Origin of the sequence: Kitasatospora sp. NPDC088264, assembly GCF_040685715.1 — a bacterium.
GTDB lineage: Bacteria > Actinomycetota > Actinomycetes > Streptomycetales > Streptomycetaceae > Kitasatospora.
In genome coordinates this window covers 150,065-167,063 of record NZ_JBFBIR010000003.1, presented here as the reverse complement: position 1 = coordinate 167,063, position 16,999 = coordinate 150,065, and the positions used below count along the sequence as shown (strand labels likewise).

Genomic DNA, 16,999 nt, shown 5'->3' with positions numbered 1-16,999 from the left:
TGCCAGCCGATAAAAATAGGACAAAAGCCCTGGAGGTCCAAACCCCCAGGGCCCTGATCCCTTGTCAGCAGCGGAAGTTGGCCGCTCAGCCGACCGTCGCGAGACTAGCCGAGCGGGTCCGGGGCGGCGGTGATGCCCAGCTTCGCGAGCTCCGCCTTGCCGCCGTCGAAGGCCGTCAGGACCAGCGGGCCCTGCTCGGTGACGGCCACCGAGTGCTCCCAGTGCGAGGCCCAGGTGCCGTCGTTGGTGACGACCGTCCAGTCGTCCTCCAGCACGGCGGTGTGCGGGGTGCCCAGCGAGACCATCGGCTCGATCGCCAGCACGGTGCCGGGGATCAGCTTCGGGCCCTTGCCGCGGCCGCGCTCGACGTAGTTCAGCACGTGCGGCTCCATGTGCATCGCGGTGCCGATGCCGTGGCCGCCGTAGCCCTCGGTGATGCCCCACTTGCCCTTGGGGGGCAGCGGCTGGCGGCGGATGAAGCCCTCGATCGCCTTGGAGACGTCGACCAGGCGGTTGTTCTTCTTCATCTGGGCGATGCCGGCCCACATCGAGCCCTCGGTCACCCGGCTCAGCATCTCGACCTCGGGGCGGACCTCGCCGACCGCCACGGTGATCGCCGAGTCTCCGTGCCAGCCGTCCAGGATGGCGCCGCAGTCGATCGAGATGACGTCGCCCTCCTGGAGCACCCGGTCACCGGGGATACCGTGCACGACCTCGTTGTTCACCGAGGCGCAGATCACCCCGGGGAACCACAGACCGCCGTGGTCGGCGCGGAAGTTGGAGGTCGCACCGTGGTCGGTGATGACCTTGTCCGCGATGTCGTTGAGCTCCTGGGTGGTCACCCCCGGGGCGACCGCCTCCCGGCAGGCCTTCAGCGCCTCGGCGACGACCAGCCCGGCCGCTCGCATCTTCGCGATCTGCTCGGGGGTCTTGATCTCCACCATCTGGTCACGCCTTCCACGTTCTGTTTGCCACTGCCTACCACCGTACGACGCCGTACGGCCGCGCCGCCCGGGATCGGGGAGCGCGGCCGTACGGCGTCGCCGGGAAACTCAGTTGTCCTGCTTCAGCGCCTCGATCGCGCGGCGGGTGACCTCGTCCACCTTGCCGAGGGCCGAGATGGTCGCCACCAGGCCCTGCTGGGCGTAGTAGTCGATGATCGGCTCGGTCTCCGTGTGGTAGACCTCCAGCCGGGTGCGCACCTTGTCCTCGGTGTCGTCCGAGCGCTGGTACAGCTCGCCGCCGCACTCGTCGCAGACGCCCTCGGCCTTCGGCGGGTTGTAGTCCACGTGGAAGACGTGGCCCCCGTCGTTGCGGCACAGGCGGCGGCCGGCGATCCGACGGACCACCTCGTCCTCGGGGACCTCCAGGTCCAGCACGCCGTCCAGCTTGATCCCCTGCTCGGCGAGGAAGTCGTCGAGCGCCTTGGCCTGGCCGAGGTTGCGGGGGAAGCCGTCGAGCAGGAAGCCGCCCGCGGCGTCCTCCTGGAGCATGCGGTCCTTGGCCATCCCGATGGTGACCTCATCCGGCACCAGGCGACCCGCGTCCATGTAGCTCTTGGCCTCGAGCCCCAGCGGGGTGCCCTGACCGATGTTGGCGCGGAACAGGTCGCCGGTGGAGATGTGGGGAATGGACAGGGTCTTGGCGAGCAGGTGCGCCTGAGTACCCTTCCCGGCCCCGGGAGGACCAACGAGGACGATACGCATCAGCGGAGGAACCCTTCGTAATTGCGCTGCTGGAGCTGGCTCTCGATCTGCTTCACAGTTTCGAGTCCGACGCCGACGACGATGAGCACGCTGGTGCCGCCGAACGGGAAGTTGGTCTGCTGTCCGAAGGCGACCAGGGCGATCATCGGGATCAACGCGATCAGGCCCAGGTAGAGCGAACCCGGCCACGTGATTCGGGTCAGCACGTAGTTCAGGTACTCGGCCGTCGGTCGGCCGGCCCGGATGCCCGGGATGAAGCCACCATACTTCTTCATATTGTCGGCAACTTCTTCGGGGTTGAAGGAGATCGCGACGTAGAAGAAGGCGAAGAAGACGATCAGCAGGAAGTAGGTCGCCATGTAGATCGGGTGGTCGCCCTTGACGAAGTGCTGGGTGACCCACACCGCCCAGCCCGACTGGCTACCGGTCAGCTGGACCACCAGGGCCGGGATGTACAGCAGCGACGAGGCGAAGATGACCGGGATGACACCGGCCTGGTTCACCTTGAGCGGGATGTAGGTCGACGTGCCGCCGAACGCCCGCCGGCCGATCATCCGCTTCGCGTACTGCACCGGGATCCGGCGCTGGGCCTGCTCGACGAAGATGACCAGCATCACAACGATGATGCCGACCGCGACCACGGACAGGAACTCGACCCAGCCGCCACCGATGGTGCCGGAGCCCTTGATCGCCCACATCGAGGACGGGAACTGCGCGGCGATCGAGGTGAAGATCAGCAGCGACATGCCGTTGCCGATGCCGCGGTCCGTGATCAGCTCGCCCAGCCACATGATCACCGTGGTGCCGGCGGTCATCGTGATCACCATGACGGCGATCCGGAACACGCTCGTGTCCGGGACGATCTGGTTGCCCACCGGGCAGCCGGAGAACAGCGCGCCGCTGGAGGCCGTCGCCACGATGCCGGTGCCCTGGAGCACGGCGAGCGCGATGGTCAGGTAGCGGGTGTACTGGGTGATCTTCGTCTGGCCGGCCTGGCCCTCCTTCTTCAGCGCTTCCAGTCGCGGGATCACGACCGTGAGGAGCTGGAGGATGATGCTCGCGGTGATGTACGGCATGATGCCGAGCGCGAAGATCGTCAGCTGGAGGAGCGCGCCACCGCTGAACAGGTTGACGAGCCCGAAGAGGCCGTTGTTCTTGGTGTCCTTCACACACTCGTTCACGGCCGTGAAGCTCACGCCGGGGATCGGAATGTGCGAGCCCAGGCGGAACAGCACCATGATGCCCAGCGTGAACAGCAGCTTCTTGCGCAGGTCGGGCGTCTGGAACGCCCGCGCGAACGCACTGAGCACGGTGCCTCCTGCGCCTCCCGCGCGTCGTCGGCGGGAGGGTCGGTCCTGAATGGGAGTTTTGGCGGTACGGGCTCCCGTACAGACGGCACAGGCGAGCCTACGCGCAGCCTACAAGGGAACTCCACGGACTCTAACAGTGCGCAGCCACTCGGAAGAAGCGCGTACCGCCCCTCCCCCACTCACGGGGTACGGGATGCCCGGGTTTGCCACACAAAAGAACGAGGGCACGTCAACGGAATGCCCGGAAAACGCGATGCCCGGAAAACGCGCGAGCCCCGCGCCTCCCGAAGGAGGTGCGGGGCTCGCACGGAAGTCAGCGGGCTCAGACGAGCTCGGTGACGGTACCGCCGGCGGCGGTGATCTTCTCGGCGGCGGAGCCGGAGACGGCGTCGACCGTCACCTGCAGCGCAACCGAGATCTCGCCGGTGCCGAGCACCTTGACGAGGGAGTTCTTGCGAACCGCGCCCTTGGCGACCAGGTCCTCGACGGTGACCTCTCCACCCTGCGGGTAGAGCTCGGCCAGCTTGTCGAGGTTGACGACCTGGAACGTGATCTTGAACGGGTTCTTGAAGCCCTTCAGCTTCGGCAGGCGCATGTGGAGCGGCATCTGGCCACCCTCGAAGCGCTGCGGAACCTGGTAGCGGGCCTTGGTGCCCTTGGTACCACGACCGGCGGTCTTACCCTTGGAGCCCTCACCACGACCCACGCGGATCTTGTCGGTCTTGGCACCCGGGGCGGGACGCAGGTTGTGGATCTTGATCGGGTTGTCGCCCATGATCAGTCCACCTCCTCAACCGTCACCAGGTGACGGACCGTGTGGGCCATCCCGCGGATCTCGGGACGGTCCTCCTTCACCACGACGTCGTGCATGCGCTTGAGACCAAGCGAACGCAGGGTGTCACGGTGATTCTGCTTGCTGCCGATGTACGACTTGGTCTGCGTGATCTTCAGGCGAGCCATCAGGCGCTCACCCCTGCAGCACGCGCCCGCAGCAGAGCGGCGGGGGCCACGTCCTCCAGCGGCAGGCCACGACGAGCGGCGATCTCCTCGGGGCGCACGAGGCCCTTCAGAGCAGCCACGGTGGCGTGCACGATGTTGATCGCGTTGTCCGAGCCGAGCGACTTCGACAGGATGTCGTGAATGCCGGCGCACTCCAGGACGGCGCGCACCGGACCACCGGCGATAACACCGGTACCGGGGGCGGCGGGCTTCAGGAGCACGACGCCGGCGGCCTTCTCACCCTGGATCGGGTGCGGGATGGTGCCCTGGATACGGGGGACCTTGAAGAAGTTCTTCTTGGCCTCCTCAACACCCTTGGCGATGGCGGCCGGAACCTCCTTCGCCTTCCCGTAACCGACACCCACGGTGCCGTCACCGTCGCCCACCACGACCAGCGCGGTGAAGCTGAAACGACGACCACCCTTGACAACCTTGGCGACACGGTTGATCGCGACAACGCGCTCGACGTAAGCGGTCTTCTCGACGGCGGGGGCGTTGCCCCGGTCGTCACGCTTACGGTCGCGCCGCTCGCCACCGCCGGTGCCACCGCCGGCGCCGCTACCGCGGCGCTGGGGTCCAGCCATTGGAATTACCTCTCTCGATTACGTCCGTCGACTGAGTCGACGAGCGGCTTAGAAGTCGAGCCCGGCCTCGCGAGCCGCGTCCGCCAGGGCGGCGATGCGGCCGGCGTACCGGTTGCCCGCGCGGTCGAAGACGACCGACTCGATGCCGGCAGCCTTGGCGCGCTCGGCGACCAGGCTCCCGACCTTCTTGGCCAGCTCGGTCTTGTCGCCCTCGGCGCCCTTGATGGACACGTCGAGGGTGGACGCCGACGCCAGGGTGTGACCCTTGGCGTCGTCGATGACCTGGGCGACCATGTGACGGTTCGAGCGCGTCACGACGAGGCGCGGACGCACCTCGGTGCCGACGACGCGCTTGCGAACGCGGATCGCGCGGCGCTTACGAGCGGCGCTCTTGTAGGCGTTGCCCTTGCCGATCTTGACAGAGACGCTCATCGCTTACTTACCACTCTTTCCGACCTTGCGGCGGATGACCTCGCCCGCGTACTTGACGCCCTTGGCCTTGTACGGGTCGGGCTTGCGCAGCTTGCGGATCTTCGCGGCGACCTCGCCGACCTTCTGCTTGTCGATGCCGTCCACGTGGAACTTGGTGGCCGACTCGACGACGAAGGAAATGCCCTCGGGGGCCTCGACCAGGATCGGGTGGCTGTAGCCCAGCTGGAACTCCATGTCGGAGCCCTTCGCCAGAACTCGGTAGCCGACACCGCTGATCTCCAGCGACTTGCGGTAGCCCGCGGTCACGCCGGTGATCATGTTCGCCACCAGCGTGCGGGAAAGGCCGTGCAGGGCCTTCGACAGACGCTCGTCGTTGGGGCGGGTGACGAGCAGCGTGCCGTCCTCGCCCTTACCGATCTCGATCGGCGCGGCGACAACGTGGGTGAGGGAGCCCTTGGGGCCCTTCACCGAGACCGCCTGGCCATCGATGGTGACGTCCACGCCAGCGGGGACCTGGATGGGCAGCCGTCCAATGCGCGACATTGCTGTACCTCCGTTTCCCGAATTACCAGACGTAGGCGAGAACTTCTCCGCCTACGCCCTTCTTGGCGGCCTGCTTGTCGGTGAGGAGACCCGAGGACGTGGAGATGATCGCCACGCCCAGGCCGCCGAGCACCTTCGGCAGGTTGGTGGACTTTGCGTAGACCCGCAGGCCCGGCTTGCTGATCCGCTTGATGCCAGCGATCGAGCGCTCACGGTTGGGACCGAACTTGAGCTCGATGGTCAGCTTCTTGCCGACCTCGCCCTCAACGGGCTCCTCAACCTTGTAGGAGGAGATGTACCCCTCCTGCTGCAGGATCTCGGCGACGTGCGCCTTGATCTTGCTGGCCGGCATCGCCACGGAGTCGTGGTACGCCGAGTTAGCGTTACGCAGACGCGTGAGCATGTCTGCGATGGGGTCGGTCATGGTCATGATGGCCTCAGGCCTCTCTCGCCGTGGTTTCTCCGCGCCAGGTCCCCCCGCCGCACTCCGAGGAGTGCGGCAGGGGCACAGACGCAGGGGACCTGCGGCGTCGTAAGACTGGGTGCGAGCCCTCCGAAGAGGGTCGACGGCAGCTACGGAGCTGCCGCGACAGGGGGCCCGACCTCACTACCCTACGGGATTCCGTACGCAGCCCCAAAAAAGGGGCTCTGTGGGGTCGGGCACACCTGCTTCGCTATGGCGTTACCGCGAGGTCCTGGTTACCAGGAGCTCTTGGTCACGCCCGGCAGCTCGCCGCGGTGCGCCATCTCACGAAGGCAGACACGGCAGAGGCCGAACTTGCGGTACACCGAGTGCGGACGGCCGCAGCGCTGGCACCGGGTGTAGGCCCGGACGCCGAACTTCGGCTTGCGCTCGGACTTCGCGATGAGGGACTTCTTCGCCATGTGGTTACGCCTCCTTGAACGGGAAGCCCAGAGCGCGCAGGAGCGCCCGGCCCTCGTCGTCGGTCTGGGCGGTGGTCACGACGGTGATGTCCATACCGCGCTGACGGTCGACCTTGTCCTGGTCGATCTCGTGGAACATGACCTGCTCGGTCAGACCGAAGGTGTAGTTGCCACGGCCGTCGAACTGCTTCGGGGAGAGGCCACGGAAGTCACGGATACGCGGCAGGGCCAGCGACACCAGACGGTCCAGGAACTCCCACATGCGGTCACCACGGAGGGTGACGTGGGTGCCGATCGGCTGGCCCTCACGCAGCTTGAACTGCGCGATGGACTTGCGAGCCTTCGTCACCGCCGGCTTCTGACCGGTGATGGCGGTGAGGTCGCGGATCGCGCCCTCGATCAGCTTGCTGTCACGGGCGGCCTCGCCGACACCCATGTTGACGACGACCTTGACCAGGCCGGGCGTCAGCATGACGTTCTCGTACGAGAACTGCTCCTGCAGCTGACCCTTGATCTCGGAGTTGTAACGCTCCTTGAGACGGGGGGTCACCTTCTCAACAGTCGTCTCAGACATCAGATGTCCTCACCGGTTCGCTTGGCAACGCGGATCTTGTTGCCCTCGTCATCGAAGCGGTAGCCAACGCGGGTGACGACCTTCTTGCCGTCCTTCTCCACGACCAGCTGGACGTTGGAGACGTGCACCGGGGCCTCGACGGTGACGATGCCACCCTGAGTGCCCGGGCCCGGCTTGGTGTGCTTCTTGACCCGGTTCACACCCTCGACCAGGACCTTGTTCTCGGCGGGCATGGCCTGGATGACCTTGCCCTGCTTGCCGCGGTCCTTGCCGGTGATGACCTGAACCAGGTCACCCTTCTTGATCTTCATGCTGTTCGCCATGAGTTAGAGCACCTCCGGCGCAAGCGAGATGATCTTCATGAACTTCTTGTCACGCAGCTCGCGGCCCACCGGGCCGAAGATGCGGGTACCACGGGGGTCACCATCGGTGTTCTTCAGAACGACCGCGGCGTTCTCGTCGAAGCGGATGTACGAGCCATCCGGACGACGACGCGACTTCACGGTACGGACGACGACGCACTTGACGACGTCACCCTTCTTCACCGAACCGCCGGGGATCGCGTCCTTGACGGTCGCGACGATGACGTCCCCGATGCCGGCGTAGCGACGACCGGAGCCACCGAGAACGCGGATGCAAAGGATTTCCTTCGCGCCCGTGTTGTCGGCGACACGCAGTCGCGACTCCTGCTGGATCACAGCTTTCTCCTGATCGTCAACGAGAGCTGACGGGCCGGCCGCTGCTCACACCAGCGCCCACGAGGGGCCTGGTGCACATACGGCCGTACCGCATCAACTTCGTTACTTGGCCTTCTCGAGGATCTCGACGACGCGCCAGCGCTTCGTCGCGGACAGCGGGCGGGTCTCCGCCAGGAGGACCCGGTCGCCGATGCCGCAGGCGTTCGCCTCGTCGTGCGCCTTCAGCTTGTTCGTACGGCGGATGACCTTGCCGTACAGAGCGTGCTTGACGCGGTCCTCGACGGCGACGACGACGGTCTTGTCCATCTTGTCGCTGACGACGAGACCCTCACGGGTCTTGCGGAAACCGCGCGTCTCGTTGGTGTTCTCAGTCATCAGGCGTTCTCCACCGTCTCGATGCCCAGCTCGCGCTCGCGCATCAGGGTGTAGATCCGCGCGATGTCCTTACGGACGAGCTTGAGCCGTCCGTGGTTGTCGAGCTGCCCGGTCGCCGCCTGGAAGCGGAGGTTGAACAGCTCCTCCTTGGCCTCACGGAGCTTGGCAACGAGACCCTCGTTGTCCAGCTCGCGGAGGTCAGCAGCCTTGGTGCCGGCCGACATCAGCTCTCACCTGCCTCGCGCCGGATGATCCGGCACTTCATCGGGAGCTTGTGAGCAGCGCGGGTCAGCGCCTCACGAGCCACCTTCTCGTTGGGGTACGACAGCTCGAACATGACCCGACCCGGGTGCACGTTCGCGATCCACCACTCGGGCGAACCCTTACCGGAACCCATGCGGGTCTCGGCCGGCTTCTTGGTGAGCGGACGGTCCGGGTAGATGTTGATCCAGACCTTGCCGCCACGCTTGATGTGACGGGTGACGGCGATACGAGCGGACTCGATCTGCCGGTTCGTCACGTAGGCCGGGGTGACGGCCTGGATGCCGTACTCGCCGAAGGCGAGCTCGGTGCCACCCTTGGCAGCGCCACGGCGCTTGGGGTGGTGCTGCTTGCGGTGCTTGACCCGACGGGGGATCAGCATTGGAGTCAGGCCTCCGTTCCGGTGTTCTCGGCAGCCGGAGCCTCGGCGGCCGGGGCCGCGGAGGCCTCGGCAGCGGCGGGGCGACGGCCACGGCCACCGCGCTCGCCACCACGGCGCTCGCCACCGCGGGCGGGACGACCACCCTCGGGACGGGCCGGGCGGTTGCCCGAGCGGGCAGCGGCGTTCTCAGCGCGGACCTCGGCGATGTTCTTGACGTCGCCCTTGTAGATCCAGACCTTCACACCGATGCGGCCGAAGGTCGTCTTGGCCTCGAAGAAGCCGTAGTCGACGTTCGCGCGCAGGGTGTGCAGCGGCACACGGCCCTCGCGGTAGAACTCCGAACGGCTCATCTCGGCGCCGCCGAGACGACCGGAGCACTGGACCTTGATGCCCTTGGCGCCGGACTTCATGGTGCCCTGCATCGACTTGCGCATGGCACGACGGAAGGAGACGCGGGAGGACAGCTGCTCCGCGACGCCCTGAGCCACGAGCTGGGCGTCCAGCTCGGGGTTCTTGACCTCGAGGATGTTCAGCTGGACCTGCTTGCCGGTCAGCTTCTCGAGGTCGCCGCGGATGCGGTCGGCCTCGGTGCCACGGCGGCCGATGACGATGCCGGGGCGAGCGGTGTGGATGTCAACGCGGACGCGGTCGCGGGTGCGCTCGATCTCGACCTTGGAGATGCCGGCGCGCTCCATGCCCTTCGTCATCATGCGACGAATGGCGACGTCTTCCTTGACGTAGTCCTTGTACAGCTTGTCGGCGTACCAGCGGGACTTGAAGTCCGTGCTGATGCCAAGGCGGAACCCGTGCGGGTTAACCTTCTGGCCCATTACCGGGTCCCTTCCTTGCTGCTGACGACCACGGTGATGTGGCTGGTCCGCTTGCGGATCCGGAAGGCACGACCCTGCGCACGCGGACGGAACCGCTTCAGGGTCGGGCCCTCGTCAACATACGCCTCGCTGATGACGAGGTCGTCCACGTTGGAGTGGTTGTAGTTGTGCGCGGCGTTGGCAATGGCGCTGTCGAGCACCTTGCCGACGGGCACGGTGGCGGCCTGCGGAGCGAAACGCAGGACGGCCTGGGCCTCCGTGGCCGGCAGGCCACGGATGAGGTCCACCACGCGGCGGGCCTTCATGGGCGTGACGCGGATGTACCGCGCCTGGGCCCTGGCTTCCATGGTTGTCCCCTTGCTGGTGTAAGTCATTGAGTCGGTAATCTCGCTGGCGACTAGCGACGCTTCGACTTGCGGTCGTCCTTGACGTGACCGCGGAAGGTACGCGTCGGCGCGAACTCGCCGAGCTTGTGGCCGACCATCGACTCGGTGACGAACACCGGGACGTGCTTACGGCCATCGTGCACCGCGATCGTGTGGCCGAGCATGGCCGGGAAGATCACGGAGCGACGGGACCAGGTCTTGATGACGTTCTGGGTACCCGCCTCGTTCTGCGCGTCCACCTTCTTGAGAAGGTGGCCGTCGATGAAGGGGCCCTTCTTGAGACTGCGCGGCATCTGACCTGCTCCTAGCGCTTCTTGTTGGTCTTGCGGCGGCGCACGATGAGGGCGTTCGAAGCCTTCTTCGGGCTACGAGTGCGACCCTCCTTCTGGCCCCACGGCGAGACCGGGTGGCGGCCACCAGAGGTCTTACCCTCACCACCACCGTGCGGGTGGTCGATCGGGTTCATGGCGACACCACGCACGGTCGGGCGGACGCCCTTCCAGCGCATGCGGCCGGCCTTGCCCCAGTTGATGTTCGACTGCTCGGCGTTGCCGACCTCACCGACGGTGGCGCGGCAGCGCGCGTCCACCAGGCGGATCTCACCGGAGGGCATGCGCAGGTGCGCCATCTTGCCCTCACGCGCCAGCAGCTGGATGCCGGCACCGGCGGAGCGGGCCATCTTGGCACCGCCACCGGGACGCAGCTCCACCGCGTGGATGGTGGTACCGACCGGGATGTTGCGAAGCGGCAGGTTGTTGCCCGGCTTGATGTCGGCGCCAGCGCCGTTCTCGATCCGGTCACCCTGCGCGATACCGCGCGGCGCGATGATGTAGCGCTTCTCGCCGTCCGCGTAGTGCAGGAGCGCGATGCGCGCGGTGCGGTTCGGGTCGTACTCGATGTGCGCGACCTTGGCCGGCACGCCGTCCTTGTCGTGACGACGGAAGTCGATCACGCGGTAGGCGCGCTTGTGACCGCCACCCTGGTGGCGAACGGTGATCCGACCGGCGTTGTTACGGCCGCCCTTGCTGTGCAGGGGGCGAACCAGCGACTTCTCCGGCGTGGACCGCGTGATCTCTACGAAGTCGGCCACGCTGGAGCCACGACGGCCCGGCGTAGTCGGCTTGTACTTGCGGATGCCCATTTGGCTCTCTCGTCCTCGTCCTTATCGACGATCACGATCTCCGTTAGGAGACCGGACCACCGAAGATGTCGATGCGGTTGCCCTCAGCCAGCGTCACGATGGCGCGCTTGGTGTCCTTGCGCTTGCCAAAGCCCGTCTTGGAGCGCTTGCGCTTGCCCTGACGGTTGAGCGTGTTGACGGACTCGACCTTGACCGAGAAGACCGCCTCGACGGCCTGCTTGATCTGGGTCTTGTTGGCACCGGGCGACACGACGAACGTGTACTTGTTCTCGTCGAGGAGCGAGTAGCTCTTCTCCGAGATGACCGGCTTCACCAGGACGTCACGGGGGTCCGTGAACGTCTTGCTCGTGATCTCTGCAGCCATCAGGCGGCGCTCCCTTCGAGCTCGCCCTCAGCAGCCACGGCCTTGGCGGACGCGGCGGGACCCGCCACGAAACGCTCGAAGGCGGCCTGGGTGAAGACCACATCGTCGGAGACGAGCACGTCGTAGGTGTTCAGCTGACCGGCGTCCAGGATGTGCACGTGCGGCAGGTTGCGGGCGCTCTTCAGACCCAGCTCGTCGGCACGCTCGACGACGAGGAGGATGTTCTTGCGCTCGGTGATCTTGCCGAACAGACCCTTGGCGGCCTTGGTCGACGGCGCCTCGGCCGCGATCACGTCGGTGACGACGTGGATGCGGTTGTGGCGGGCCCGGTCGGTGAGCGCACCGCGCAGGGCGGCGGCGATCATCTTCTTCGGGGTCCGCTGCGAGTAGTCGCGCGGCACGGGACCGTGCACGACGCCACCGCCGGCGAACTGCGGGGCGCGGGTCGAGCCCTGACGGGCGCGGCCGGTGCCCTTCTGGCGGTACGGCTTCTTGCCGCCACCGCGGACCTCGGCGCGAGTCTTGGTCTTGTGGGTGCCCTGACGGGCCGCAGCGAGCTGCGCCACGACGACCTGGTGCATCAGCGGAACGCTGACCTTCGCGTCGAAGATCTCGGCCGGCAGCTCGAGGCTGCCGGTCTTGTCGCCCGAGGGCGACAGGATGTCAATGGTGCTCATATCCTCACAGCCCCTTCGCCGCAGTGCGGACGAGGACGAGGCCGCCGTTCGGGCCCGGGATTGCGCCCTTGATCAGGAGCAGCCCCTTCTCCGCGTCAACGGCATGGATGGTCAGGTTCTGGGTGGTCACACGCTCGTGGCCCATCCGGCCGGCCATCCTCACGCCCTTGAACACGCGACCCGGGGTGGCGCAGCCACCGATCGAGCCGGGCGAGCGGTGCTTGCGCTGCACACCGTGACCGGCGCCGAGGCCCCGGAAGTTGTGGCGCTTCATGACACCGGCGAAGCCCTTGCCCTTGGAGGTGCCGGTCACGTCGACCTTGACACCCGCCTCGAACAGCTCCGCGGTGATCTCCTGGCCGAGGGTGTACTCGGACGCGTCCGTGGTACGGAGCTCGACCAGGTGGCGGCGCGGGGTGACACCGGCCTTGGCGAAGTGGCCCGCGAGGGGCTTGTTCACCTTGCGGGGGTCGATCTCGCCGAAGCCGATCTGGACGGCGTCGTAGCCGGCCGGACTGTCAGCGGTGTGGACCTGGGTCACGACATTGGGCCCAGCCTTGACGACGGTCACCGGAACGATCCGGTTGTTCTCGTCCCAGACCTGGGTCATGCCGAGCTTCTCGCCCAGGATGCCCTTAATCTGCTTAGCCATCTTCGGTGCGCCTCTCAGAGCTTGATCTCGATGTCGACGCCAGCCGGCAGGTCGAGACGCATGAGCGAGTCAACCGTCTTCGGCGTGGGGTCGAGGATGTCGATCAGACGCTTGTGAGTACGCATCTCGAAGTGCTCGCGCGAGTCCTTGTACTTGTGCGGCGAGCGGATGACGCAGTACACGTTCTTCTCAGTGGGCAGCGGCACCGGGCCTGCGACCTGCGCACCAGTACGGATCACCGTCTCGACGATCTTCTTCGCCGAGGAATCGATGACCTCGTGGTCGTAGGCCTTGAGCCGGATGCGGATCTTCTGTCCCGCCATGGCTACTCAGTAGTCCTTTGTCCTTAGTCACTGCACGACCACCCTCCGACCCCCGCGCTCGGGCGTGTCGCACTCGCGCTTGCAAAAAACCGGCGAACAACTCGTCGGTTTCAAGATTTCGGGGTGGGGGGCCGGGTCGAGGCCCCGCATACGCTTCCCGGAAGATTCCCGTACTTTCGCCCCGCAGCTGCCGTGGCGTCGACTTCACGCTTAACGGCCATCACGGGAACGACGAATACCTGGGACTCGCTTCCAGTCCTCCCGGCGGGAGGCGCGCAGCATCGGCAACTCAACCGAGCAACTTGGACATACTGCCACATGGAGCAGCCCGGATGCCAATCGGGGCCGGTGAGGTCGCCCTCACCGGCCCCGATCGGGTGACCGTCCCCAACCGCGGCGCTCACCGCCGCGGACCCGCGTCACCAGGGTCGCTTGCTCCCGCAGGTCAGCGCCCACTCGTCACCGGTCACGTTGGCGCACCACAGCTGACCCTTGTCGGGCTCGTTGTTGTACTCCTTGAGCTCCTTGTTCACCGGCGCGCAGTCGGTCGGCCCGGCCGGGTCGTACTTCGGGCACTTGCCGTCGCGGTTCACCAGGATGTGCGCGCGCCAGGCGTCCGCGCCCATGTCGATGCCCTTGGCCCCGGCGACCGGCACGAACTCGGGCCTGGTGGTCGGCATGTAGCGGTCCGCCGACCAGGAGGCCGCCATGGTGGCGAACAGCGCCACCGCGCAGACCGCGCCGGCGACCAGCCGGCCGGTGACCGCGGGCCGCAGGGTCAGCGGCGCCGGCCGCCCGTCGGTGCCGACCCGCTGCACCGTGCGCAGCCAACCGGTGCCCCGCTGGACGAGGAACATCAGGCCGAGCACCGCGAGGATCATCAACGCGTAGAGGATGATCCAGGTCGTCCGCGGGTACAGCTGGATGGACTTCGTCTGGGCCATCTGGGAGGCGAACCAGAAGCGCAGCAGCCAGGCGCTGATCAGGGTGGCCGTCACGGTCCGGACGGCGATGCTGCGCAGCCCGAGGCCCAGCGCCAGCGCGACCCCGGCGAGCAGCAGCAGGGTGTAGGCGCTCTGCCCGGCGAGCTCACCGCGCCACGGGAAGTCGTGGTAGTTCAGGTCGCCGTTGCGGTCCGAGGCCCAGCTCATGATGTACGCCGGGTCGATGTACACCGAGAGGTACGCGTACCGGTCCTTGGCCTGGGCGCCCAGCCGCACCAGCTCGTACAGCAGCGGCGAGCCGACCACGCCGGCGCTCACCAGCGTCACGCCGAGGAACAGCAGCGCCCGCTTGATCCGGGCGGCGCCCTGGCGCCACGGGACGACGAACAGCGTCAGGACGAGGACGCCGGGCGCGGCCCAGATGAACCAGCCCGAGTACCAGAGGAACATCAGGCCGAACGAGACGCCGAAGCCGAGGCCGCGCAGCACCGTGGACCGGGTGGACAGCTCGTGCGACCGGCGGAGCTCCCGCAGGGCGGCGGCCAGCATCGGCACCATGACCAGCATCGTGACGTGGCTGTACGGCCGGATCGGGTCGAGGAAGAGGATCGCCGACGGGACGGCGATCAGCAGCGCCCAGACCGGCCGCAGCATCAGCCGCCAGGAGAGGTACGCCATCGGGCCGACCAGTGCGCTGCAGATCAGCTGGACGTCCTTCATGGCGTAGCCGACGCCGCCGACGCCGCCGTAGAACAGCTTCGACCAGACCGCCAGCAGCGCCGGGAAGCCGGGCGGGTAGACGCCGGGCAGGCCCTTGCCCCGCAGCATGTCGTTGGCCATGCCCATGAGGTTGCCCGGGTCGCCCTCCTGACCGCCGAGGCCCCACTGGGTACCGTTCAGCGCCACTGCGATCCCGCCCGCGACCGCACCGGTGGCCAGTCCGGCGACGGCCGCGCAGACCAGTCGCTGGGCCAGCTGGTACCGGGCCAGGCTGCCCCGGTAGGCGGCGTACAGCAGCACCGCCAGGATGGGCAGGCCCACGATGGCGGCGTACTTCTGGAGCATGGCCAGACCGCTGACCTGGCCCACCCGGTTCAGCGGGTTGACGTCGATGCGGGTGCAGAGCAGCGCGAAGCCGAACGCCGCCACGATCGAGACCAGGGCCTCGGCCGAGCGGACCGCCCAGGGGCGCTCCAGCAGGCCGTCGAGCCGTCCGGGGCGGGGCGCGATCGCGCCCTCCGGTTCGAGCGACTCCTTGCTGGAGCCGCCGACCGGGCTGGTGGCCAGATCAGTCATGTCAGTCACTTCCGTGCAGTGGCCACGTCCGATGAGTGGCGAAGGATGGCTCAGTGGACCGGCGATCAGCGGCCATCATAGGGCGCTTACCAGAAGCCGAAGCCTCGGGCAAGGACCCCGTGCCGGCCGTATCGGGGCTTGGGCGTGGTGGTTCAGCAGGATCCGCCCGGTCGGTCGTCGGTGCTCCCCATGAGCACCCCCTCACCCACCTAGAGCCCAGCGGCCGGCCGAAGCGCTTACTCCCGCCCCGTCGAATTCGGCCGGGCGCCTCGGGGCGCCGTGACCCGGGGGCCTCCGGCCGGCTGCCGGCACCGCCCTCGGACACGCTCCGGTCAGCTGCTGCGGACCGCGCGGCCGACCATGGCGCCGGCGTGGGAGAAGTCACCCGCGCCGAGCCGGCCGGCGGCGACCATCAGGGCGTGCAGGCGGGACGAGAGGTGCAGGTCGGCCGAGCGCGCGGCGTTGGTCCAGCCCTTGGCGCGCAGCTCCTTGGAGATCAGCGAGTAGTACCGCAGCTCCTCGTCGAAGCGCTTGCCGTCCTTGACCCGGTTCGAGGAGTCGCTGGCCTGGTGGCGCCGGTAGCGGAACACCTCGCGCTCGTCGACCAGCAGGTTGCCGCCCTCCATCAGCATGTCGACCATGAACGCCAGGTCGTGGATGGCGTCGATGTCCGGGCGGTACGGGATCTTCGACAGCGCGGACTGGCGGTAGGTGAGCGACGGCGTGTACAGCCAGTTGCCGGACAGCAGGCTCTTCACCGCGGCCTCGCCGCTGATCACCCCGGCCTTGCGGGCCGGCGCGCTGATCCGGCGCTTGACCTTGTCGCCGATGCCGAGCGAGGGCACCAGGGTCCCGTCGCTGTCCATCACCCGCACGCCCGGCTGGACCGCGATCGCGTTCGGGTCGGCCCGCAGGCGCTCCAGGACGACGTCCAGGTAGTCGGGCTCCAGCAGGTCGTCGGCGCCCATCATCGAGACGAACTCGCGCTCGGCCAGGGTGGAGGCCTTGTAGGTGTTGCCGTTGGGGCCCAGCCGCTCCGCGTTGCGGATGTACCGGATCCGCTCGTCGTTCAGGCTCTCGATGTACTGGGGCGCCCGGAAGCCCGGGTACTGGTCGTCCACGACGGTCAGCCGCCAGTCCTGCTGGTGCTGGGCCCGGATGCTGTCGATGGTGGCGAACAGGTACTCCGGATCGCCGTAGTACGGGATGACGAAATCGACGCTCATGACGGCGCCGCACCTCCTGGTCCTGGATCACGCTTCGGTGCCGCCCGGCCGCGGCCAGCGGGGCGCCCCAAGTCAACCAGCTTTGCCGGGCCCGTGCGTCAGCCGGTCGGCCCACACCGGCGCCGGGGGGCGGAAAGCGGGTGCGCAGAGGCCGCCGATCGGAAATTCTGGCACACAGAAATACGTCCACCGGGCGGCCGGGGGATGAATGAACTCGGTAATGTCCGGATTTTCCGGAGCCCAAGAAGACGGCACACATCGGCGCCCCCTCTTTGACAACGGACGAACGGGCGTCACCGTTCGACCCGGTGGCCGACGGTCGAAGGGACCGTTCGCCGGCCTCTCCGGCGGCGCGCTCACCCGCACGCACGGCTGAGGGCCGGCACCCCGTCGGGGGTACCGGCCCTCAAA

26 protein-coding genes are annotated in these 16,999 nt (G+C 67.4%); all 26 read right to left on the bottom strand.

Annotated features, from left to right (window positions below):
- Positions 1 to 104: 104 nt before the first annotated feature.
- Positions 105 to 944, bottom strand: a complete 840-nt coding sequence (gene map, locus AB0O82_RS04390; RefSeq protein ID WP_363580117.1) for a type I methionyl aminopeptidase — start codon at positions 942 to 944, stop codon at positions 105 to 107.
- 108 nt (positions 945 to 1,052) lie between these two features.
- Entirely contained in the window at positions 1,053 to 1,706 is a 654-nt protein-coding gene (locus tag AB0O82_RS04385) for an adenylate kinase (RefSeq protein WP_363580115.1), read from the bottom strand.
- Positions 1,706 to 3,016, bottom strand: coding sequence for a preprotein translocase subunit SecY (secY, locus tag AB0O82_RS04380; protein WP_063348973.1), 1,311 nt, complete (start codon positions 3,014 to 3,016; stop codon positions 1,706 to 1,708). The genes AB0O82_RS04385 and secY overlap by 1 nt, the downstream gene beginning before the upstream one ends.
- A 322-nt stretch (positions 3,017 to 3,338) precedes the next feature.
- Entirely contained in the window at positions 3,339 to 3,794 is a 456-nt protein-coding gene (gene rplO, locus AB0O82_RS04375; RefSeq protein ID WP_097237491.1) for a 50S ribosomal protein L15, read from the bottom strand.
- On the bottom strand, positions 3,794 to 3,976 hold the full coding sequence (gene rpmD, locus AB0O82_RS04370) for a 50S ribosomal protein L30 (protein ID WP_030055835.1): 183 nt from the start codon (positions 3,974 to 3,976) through the stop codon (positions 3,794 to 3,796). The genes rplO and rpmD overlap by 1 nt, the downstream gene beginning before the upstream one ends.
- Positions 3,976 to 4,599, bottom strand: coding sequence for a 30S ribosomal protein S5 (rpsE, locus tag AB0O82_RS04365; protein WP_030055834.1), 624 nt, complete (start codon positions 4,597 to 4,599; stop codon positions 3,976 to 3,978). The genes rpmD and rpsE overlap by 1 nt, the downstream gene beginning before the upstream one ends.
- 48 nt (positions 4,600 to 4,647) lie before the next feature.
- Positions 4,648 to 5,031, bottom strand: coding sequence for a 50S ribosomal protein L18 (rplR, locus tag AB0O82_RS04360; RefSeq protein WP_030280785.1), 384 nt, complete (start codon positions 5,029 to 5,031; stop codon positions 4,648 to 4,650).
- A gap of 3 nt (positions 5,032 to 5,034) precedes the next feature.
- Positions 5,035 to 5,574: a 50S ribosomal protein L6 gene (gene rplF / locus AB0O82_RS04355; RefSeq protein WP_030055832.1), complete on the bottom strand. Its 540-nt coding sequence runs from the start codon at positions 5,572 to 5,574 to the stop codon at positions 5,035 to 5,037.
- A 22-nt stretch (positions 5,575 to 5,596) separates the two neighbouring features.
- Complete coding sequence (gene rpsH / locus AB0O82_RS04350) at positions 5,597 to 6,004, bottom strand: 30S ribosomal protein S8 (protein WP_030055831.1); 408 nt, start codon at positions 6,002 to 6,004, stop codon at positions 5,597 to 5,599.
- A 269-nt stretch (positions 6,005 to 6,273) separates the two neighbouring features.
- Positions 6,274 to 6,459, bottom strand: a complete 186-nt coding sequence (locus tag AB0O82_RS04345; protein WP_030055830.1) for a type Z 30S ribosomal protein S14 — start codon at positions 6,457 to 6,459, stop codon at positions 6,274 to 6,276.
- 4 nt (positions 6,460 to 6,463) lie between these two features.
- A complete protein-coding gene (gene rplE, locus AB0O82_RS04340) occupies positions 6,464 to 7,033 on the bottom strand; it encodes a 50S ribosomal protein L5 (RefSeq protein WP_030393302.1) in 570 nt (189 codons plus the stop codon).
- On the bottom strand, positions 7,033 to 7,344 hold the full coding sequence (rplX, locus tag AB0O82_RS04335) for a 50S ribosomal protein L24 (protein WP_030055828.1): 312 nt from the start codon (positions 7,342 to 7,344) through the stop codon (positions 7,033 to 7,035). The genes rplE and rplX overlap by 1 nt, the downstream gene beginning before the upstream one ends.
- Before the next feature lie 15 nt (positions 7,345 to 7,359).
- Positions 7,360 to 7,731, bottom strand: coding sequence for a 50S ribosomal protein L14 (gene rplN / locus AB0O82_RS04330; RefSeq protein ID WP_030393301.1), 372 nt, complete (start codon positions 7,729 to 7,731; stop codon positions 7,360 to 7,362).
- A 102-nt stretch (positions 7,732 to 7,833) separates the two neighbouring features.
- Positions 7,834 to 8,106 carry a 30S ribosomal protein S17 gene (gene rpsQ / locus AB0O82_RS04325; RefSeq protein ID WP_030055826.1) on the bottom strand — a complete coding sequence of 91 codons (273 nt, stop codon included), beginning with the start codon at positions 8,104 to 8,106 and terminating at the stop codon, positions 7,834 to 7,836.
- A complete protein-coding gene (rpmC, locus tag AB0O82_RS04320; protein ID WP_063348970.1) occupies positions 8,106 to 8,330 on the bottom strand; it encodes a 50S ribosomal protein L29 in 225 nt (74 codons plus the stop codon). The genes rpsQ and rpmC overlap by 1 nt, the downstream gene beginning before the upstream one ends.
- Positions 8,330 to 8,749, bottom strand: coding sequence for a 50S ribosomal protein L16 (gene rplP / locus AB0O82_RS04315; protein WP_030055824.1), 420 nt, complete (start codon positions 8,747 to 8,749; stop codon positions 8,330 to 8,332). Before rplP ends, rpmC begins: the two co-directional genes overlap by 1 nt.
- A 5-nt stretch (positions 8,750 to 8,754) precedes the next feature.
- Positions 8,755 to 9,579 carry a 30S ribosomal protein S3 gene (gene rpsC, locus AB0O82_RS04310; protein ID WP_363580113.1) on the bottom strand — a complete coding sequence of 275 codons (825 nt, stop codon included), beginning with the start codon at positions 9,577 to 9,579 and terminating at the stop codon, positions 8,755 to 8,757.
- Complete coding sequence (gene rplV / locus AB0O82_RS04305) at positions 9,579 to 9,926, bottom strand: 50S ribosomal protein L22 (protein ID WP_363580111.1); 348 nt, start codon at positions 9,924 to 9,926, stop codon at positions 9,579 to 9,581. The genes rpsC and rplV overlap by 1 nt, the downstream gene beginning before the upstream one ends.
- 50 nt (positions 9,927 to 9,976) lie before the next feature.
- A complete protein-coding gene (gene rpsS, locus AB0O82_RS04300) occupies positions 9,977 to 10,258 on the bottom strand; it encodes a 30S ribosomal protein S19 (RefSeq protein WP_030055821.1) in 282 nt (93 codons plus the stop codon).
- 11 nt (positions 10,259 to 10,269) lie between these two features.
- Positions 10,270 to 11,106, bottom strand: coding sequence for a 50S ribosomal protein L2 (gene rplB / locus AB0O82_RS04295; RefSeq protein ID WP_063348968.1), 837 nt, complete (start codon positions 11,104 to 11,106; stop codon positions 10,270 to 10,272).
- Between the two features lie 43 nt (positions 11,107 to 11,149).
- Positions 11,150 to 11,473 carry a 50S ribosomal protein L23 gene (gene rplW, locus AB0O82_RS04290; protein ID WP_104816576.1) on the bottom strand — a complete coding sequence of 108 codons (324 nt, stop codon included), beginning with the start codon at positions 11,471 to 11,473 and terminating at the stop codon, positions 11,150 to 11,152.
- Complete coding sequence (gene rplD / locus AB0O82_RS04285) at positions 11,470 to 12,147, bottom strand: 50S ribosomal protein L4 (protein ID WP_350877106.1); 678 nt, start codon at positions 12,145 to 12,147, stop codon at positions 11,470 to 11,472. Before rplD ends, rplW begins: the two co-directional genes overlap by 4 nt.
- 4 nt (positions 12,148 to 12,151) lie before the next feature.
- Positions 12,152 to 12,799, bottom strand: a complete 648-nt coding sequence (gene rplC, locus AB0O82_RS04280; RefSeq protein WP_327677876.1) for a 50S ribosomal protein L3 — start codon at positions 12,797 to 12,799, stop codon at positions 12,152 to 12,154.
- A 14-nt stretch (positions 12,800 to 12,813) separates the two neighbouring features.
- Positions 12,814 to 13,122, bottom strand: coding sequence for a 30S ribosomal protein S10 (gene rpsJ, locus AB0O82_RS04275; protein WP_012785157.1), 309 nt, complete (start codon positions 13,120 to 13,122; stop codon positions 12,814 to 12,816).
- Positions 13,123 to 13,541: 419 nt separating this feature from the next.
- The gene (locus AB0O82_RS04270) at positions 13,542 to 15,362 is read right to left on the bottom strand and encodes a hypothetical protein (RefSeq protein ID WP_363580108.1); all 1,821 of its coding nucleotides are present in this window, start codon (positions 15,360 to 15,362) and stop codon (positions 13,542 to 13,544) included.
- Between the two features lie 332 nt (positions 15,363 to 15,694).
- A complete protein-coding gene (locus tag AB0O82_RS04265; RefSeq protein WP_363580106.1) occupies positions 15,695 to 16,588 on the bottom strand; it encodes a glycosyltransferase in 894 nt (297 codons plus the stop codon).
- Between the last annotated feature and the right edge of the window lie 411 nt (positions 16,589 to 16,999).

What these genes read in the sequence shown, in the direction of transcription:
- rplB (WP_063348968.1), bottom strand. Translation starts at nt 11,106, where the DNA reads ATGGGCATCCGCAAGTACAAGCCGACTACGCCGGGCCGTCGTGGCTCC.
- rplD (WP_350877106.1), bottom strand. Translation starts at nt 12,147, where the DNA reads ATGAGCACCATTGACATCCTGTCGCCCTCGGGCGACAAGACCGGCAGC.
- rpsJ (WP_012785157.1), bottom strand. Translation starts at nt 13,122, where the DNA reads ATGGCGGGACAGAAGATCCGCATCCGGCTCAAGGCCTACGACCACGAG.
- rpmC (WP_063348970.1), bottom strand. Translation starts at nt 8,330, where the DNA reads ATGTCGGCCGGCACCAAGGCTGCTGACCTCCGCGAGCTGGACAACGAG.
- AB0O82_RS04270 (WP_363580108.1), bottom strand. Translation starts at nt 15,362, where the DNA reads ATGACTGATCTGGCCACCAGCCCGGTCGGCGGCTCCAGCAAGGAGTCG.
- rplR (WP_030280785.1), bottom strand. Translation starts at nt 5,031, where the DNA reads ATGAGCGTCTCTGTCAAGATCGGCAAGGGCAACGCCTACAAGAGCGCC.
- AB0O82_RS04385 (WP_363580115.1), bottom strand. Translation starts at nt 1,706, where the DNA reads ATGCGTATCGTCCTCGTTGGTCCTCCCGGGGCCGGGAAGGGTACTCAG.
- rpmD (WP_030055835.1), bottom strand. Translation starts at nt 3,976, where the DNA reads ATGGCTCGCCTGAAGATCACGCAGACCAAGTCGTACATCGGCAGCAAG.
- map (WP_363580117.1), bottom strand. Translation starts at nt 944, where the DNA reads ATGGTGGAGATCAAGACCCCCGAGCAGATCGCGAAGATGCGAGCGGCC.
- rplE (WP_030393302.1), bottom strand. Translation starts at nt 7,033, where the DNA reads ATGTCTGAGACGACTGTTGAGAAGGTGACCCCCCGTCTCAAGGAGCGT.
- rplC (WP_327677876.1), bottom strand. Translation starts at nt 12,799, where the DNA reads ATGGCTAAGCAGATTAAGGGCATCCTGGGCGAGAAGCTCGGCATGACC.
- rpsH (WP_030055831.1), bottom strand. Translation starts at nt 6,004, where the DNA reads ATGACCATGACCGACCCCATCGCAGACATGCTCACGCGTCTGCGTAAC.
- rpsE (WP_030055834.1), bottom strand. Translation starts at nt 4,599, where the DNA reads ATGGCTGGACCCCAGCGCCGCGGTAGCGGCGCCGGCGGTGGCACCGGC.
- rplX (WP_030055828.1), bottom strand. Translation starts at nt 7,344, where the DNA reads ATGAAGATCAAGAAGGGTGACCTGGTTCAGGTCATCACCGGCAAGGAC.
- AB0O82_RS04345 (WP_030055830.1), bottom strand. Translation starts at nt 6,459, where the DNA reads ATGGCGAAGAAGTCCCTCATCGCGAAGTCCGAGCGCAAGCCGAAGTTC.
- rpsQ (WP_030055826.1), bottom strand. Translation starts at nt 8,106, where the DNA reads ATGACTGAGAACACCAACGAGACGCGCGGTTTCCGCAAGACCCGTGAG.
- AB0O82_RS04265 (WP_363580106.1), bottom strand. Translation starts at nt 16,588, where the DNA reads ATGAGCGTCGATTTCGTCATCCCGTACTACGGCGATCCGGAGTACCTG.
- rplF (WP_030055832.1), bottom strand. Translation starts at nt 5,574, where the DNA reads ATGTCGCGCATTGGACGGCTGCCCATCCAGGTCCCCGCTGGCGTGGAC.
- rplP (WP_030055824.1), bottom strand. Translation starts at nt 8,749, where the DNA reads ATGCTGATCCCCCGTCGGGTCAAGCACCGCAAGCAGCACCACCCCAAG.
- rpsS (WP_030055821.1), bottom strand. Translation starts at nt 10,258, where the DNA reads ATGCCGCGCAGTCTCAAGAAGGGCCCCTTCATCGACGGCCACCTTCTC.
- rpsC (WP_363580113.1), bottom strand. Translation starts at nt 9,579, where the DNA reads ATGGGCCAGAAGGTTAACCCGCACGGGTTCCGCCTTGGCATCAGCACG.
- rplV (WP_363580111.1), bottom strand. Translation starts at nt 9,926, where the DNA reads ATGGAAGCCAGGGCCCAGGCGCGGTACATCCGCGTCACGCCCATGAAG.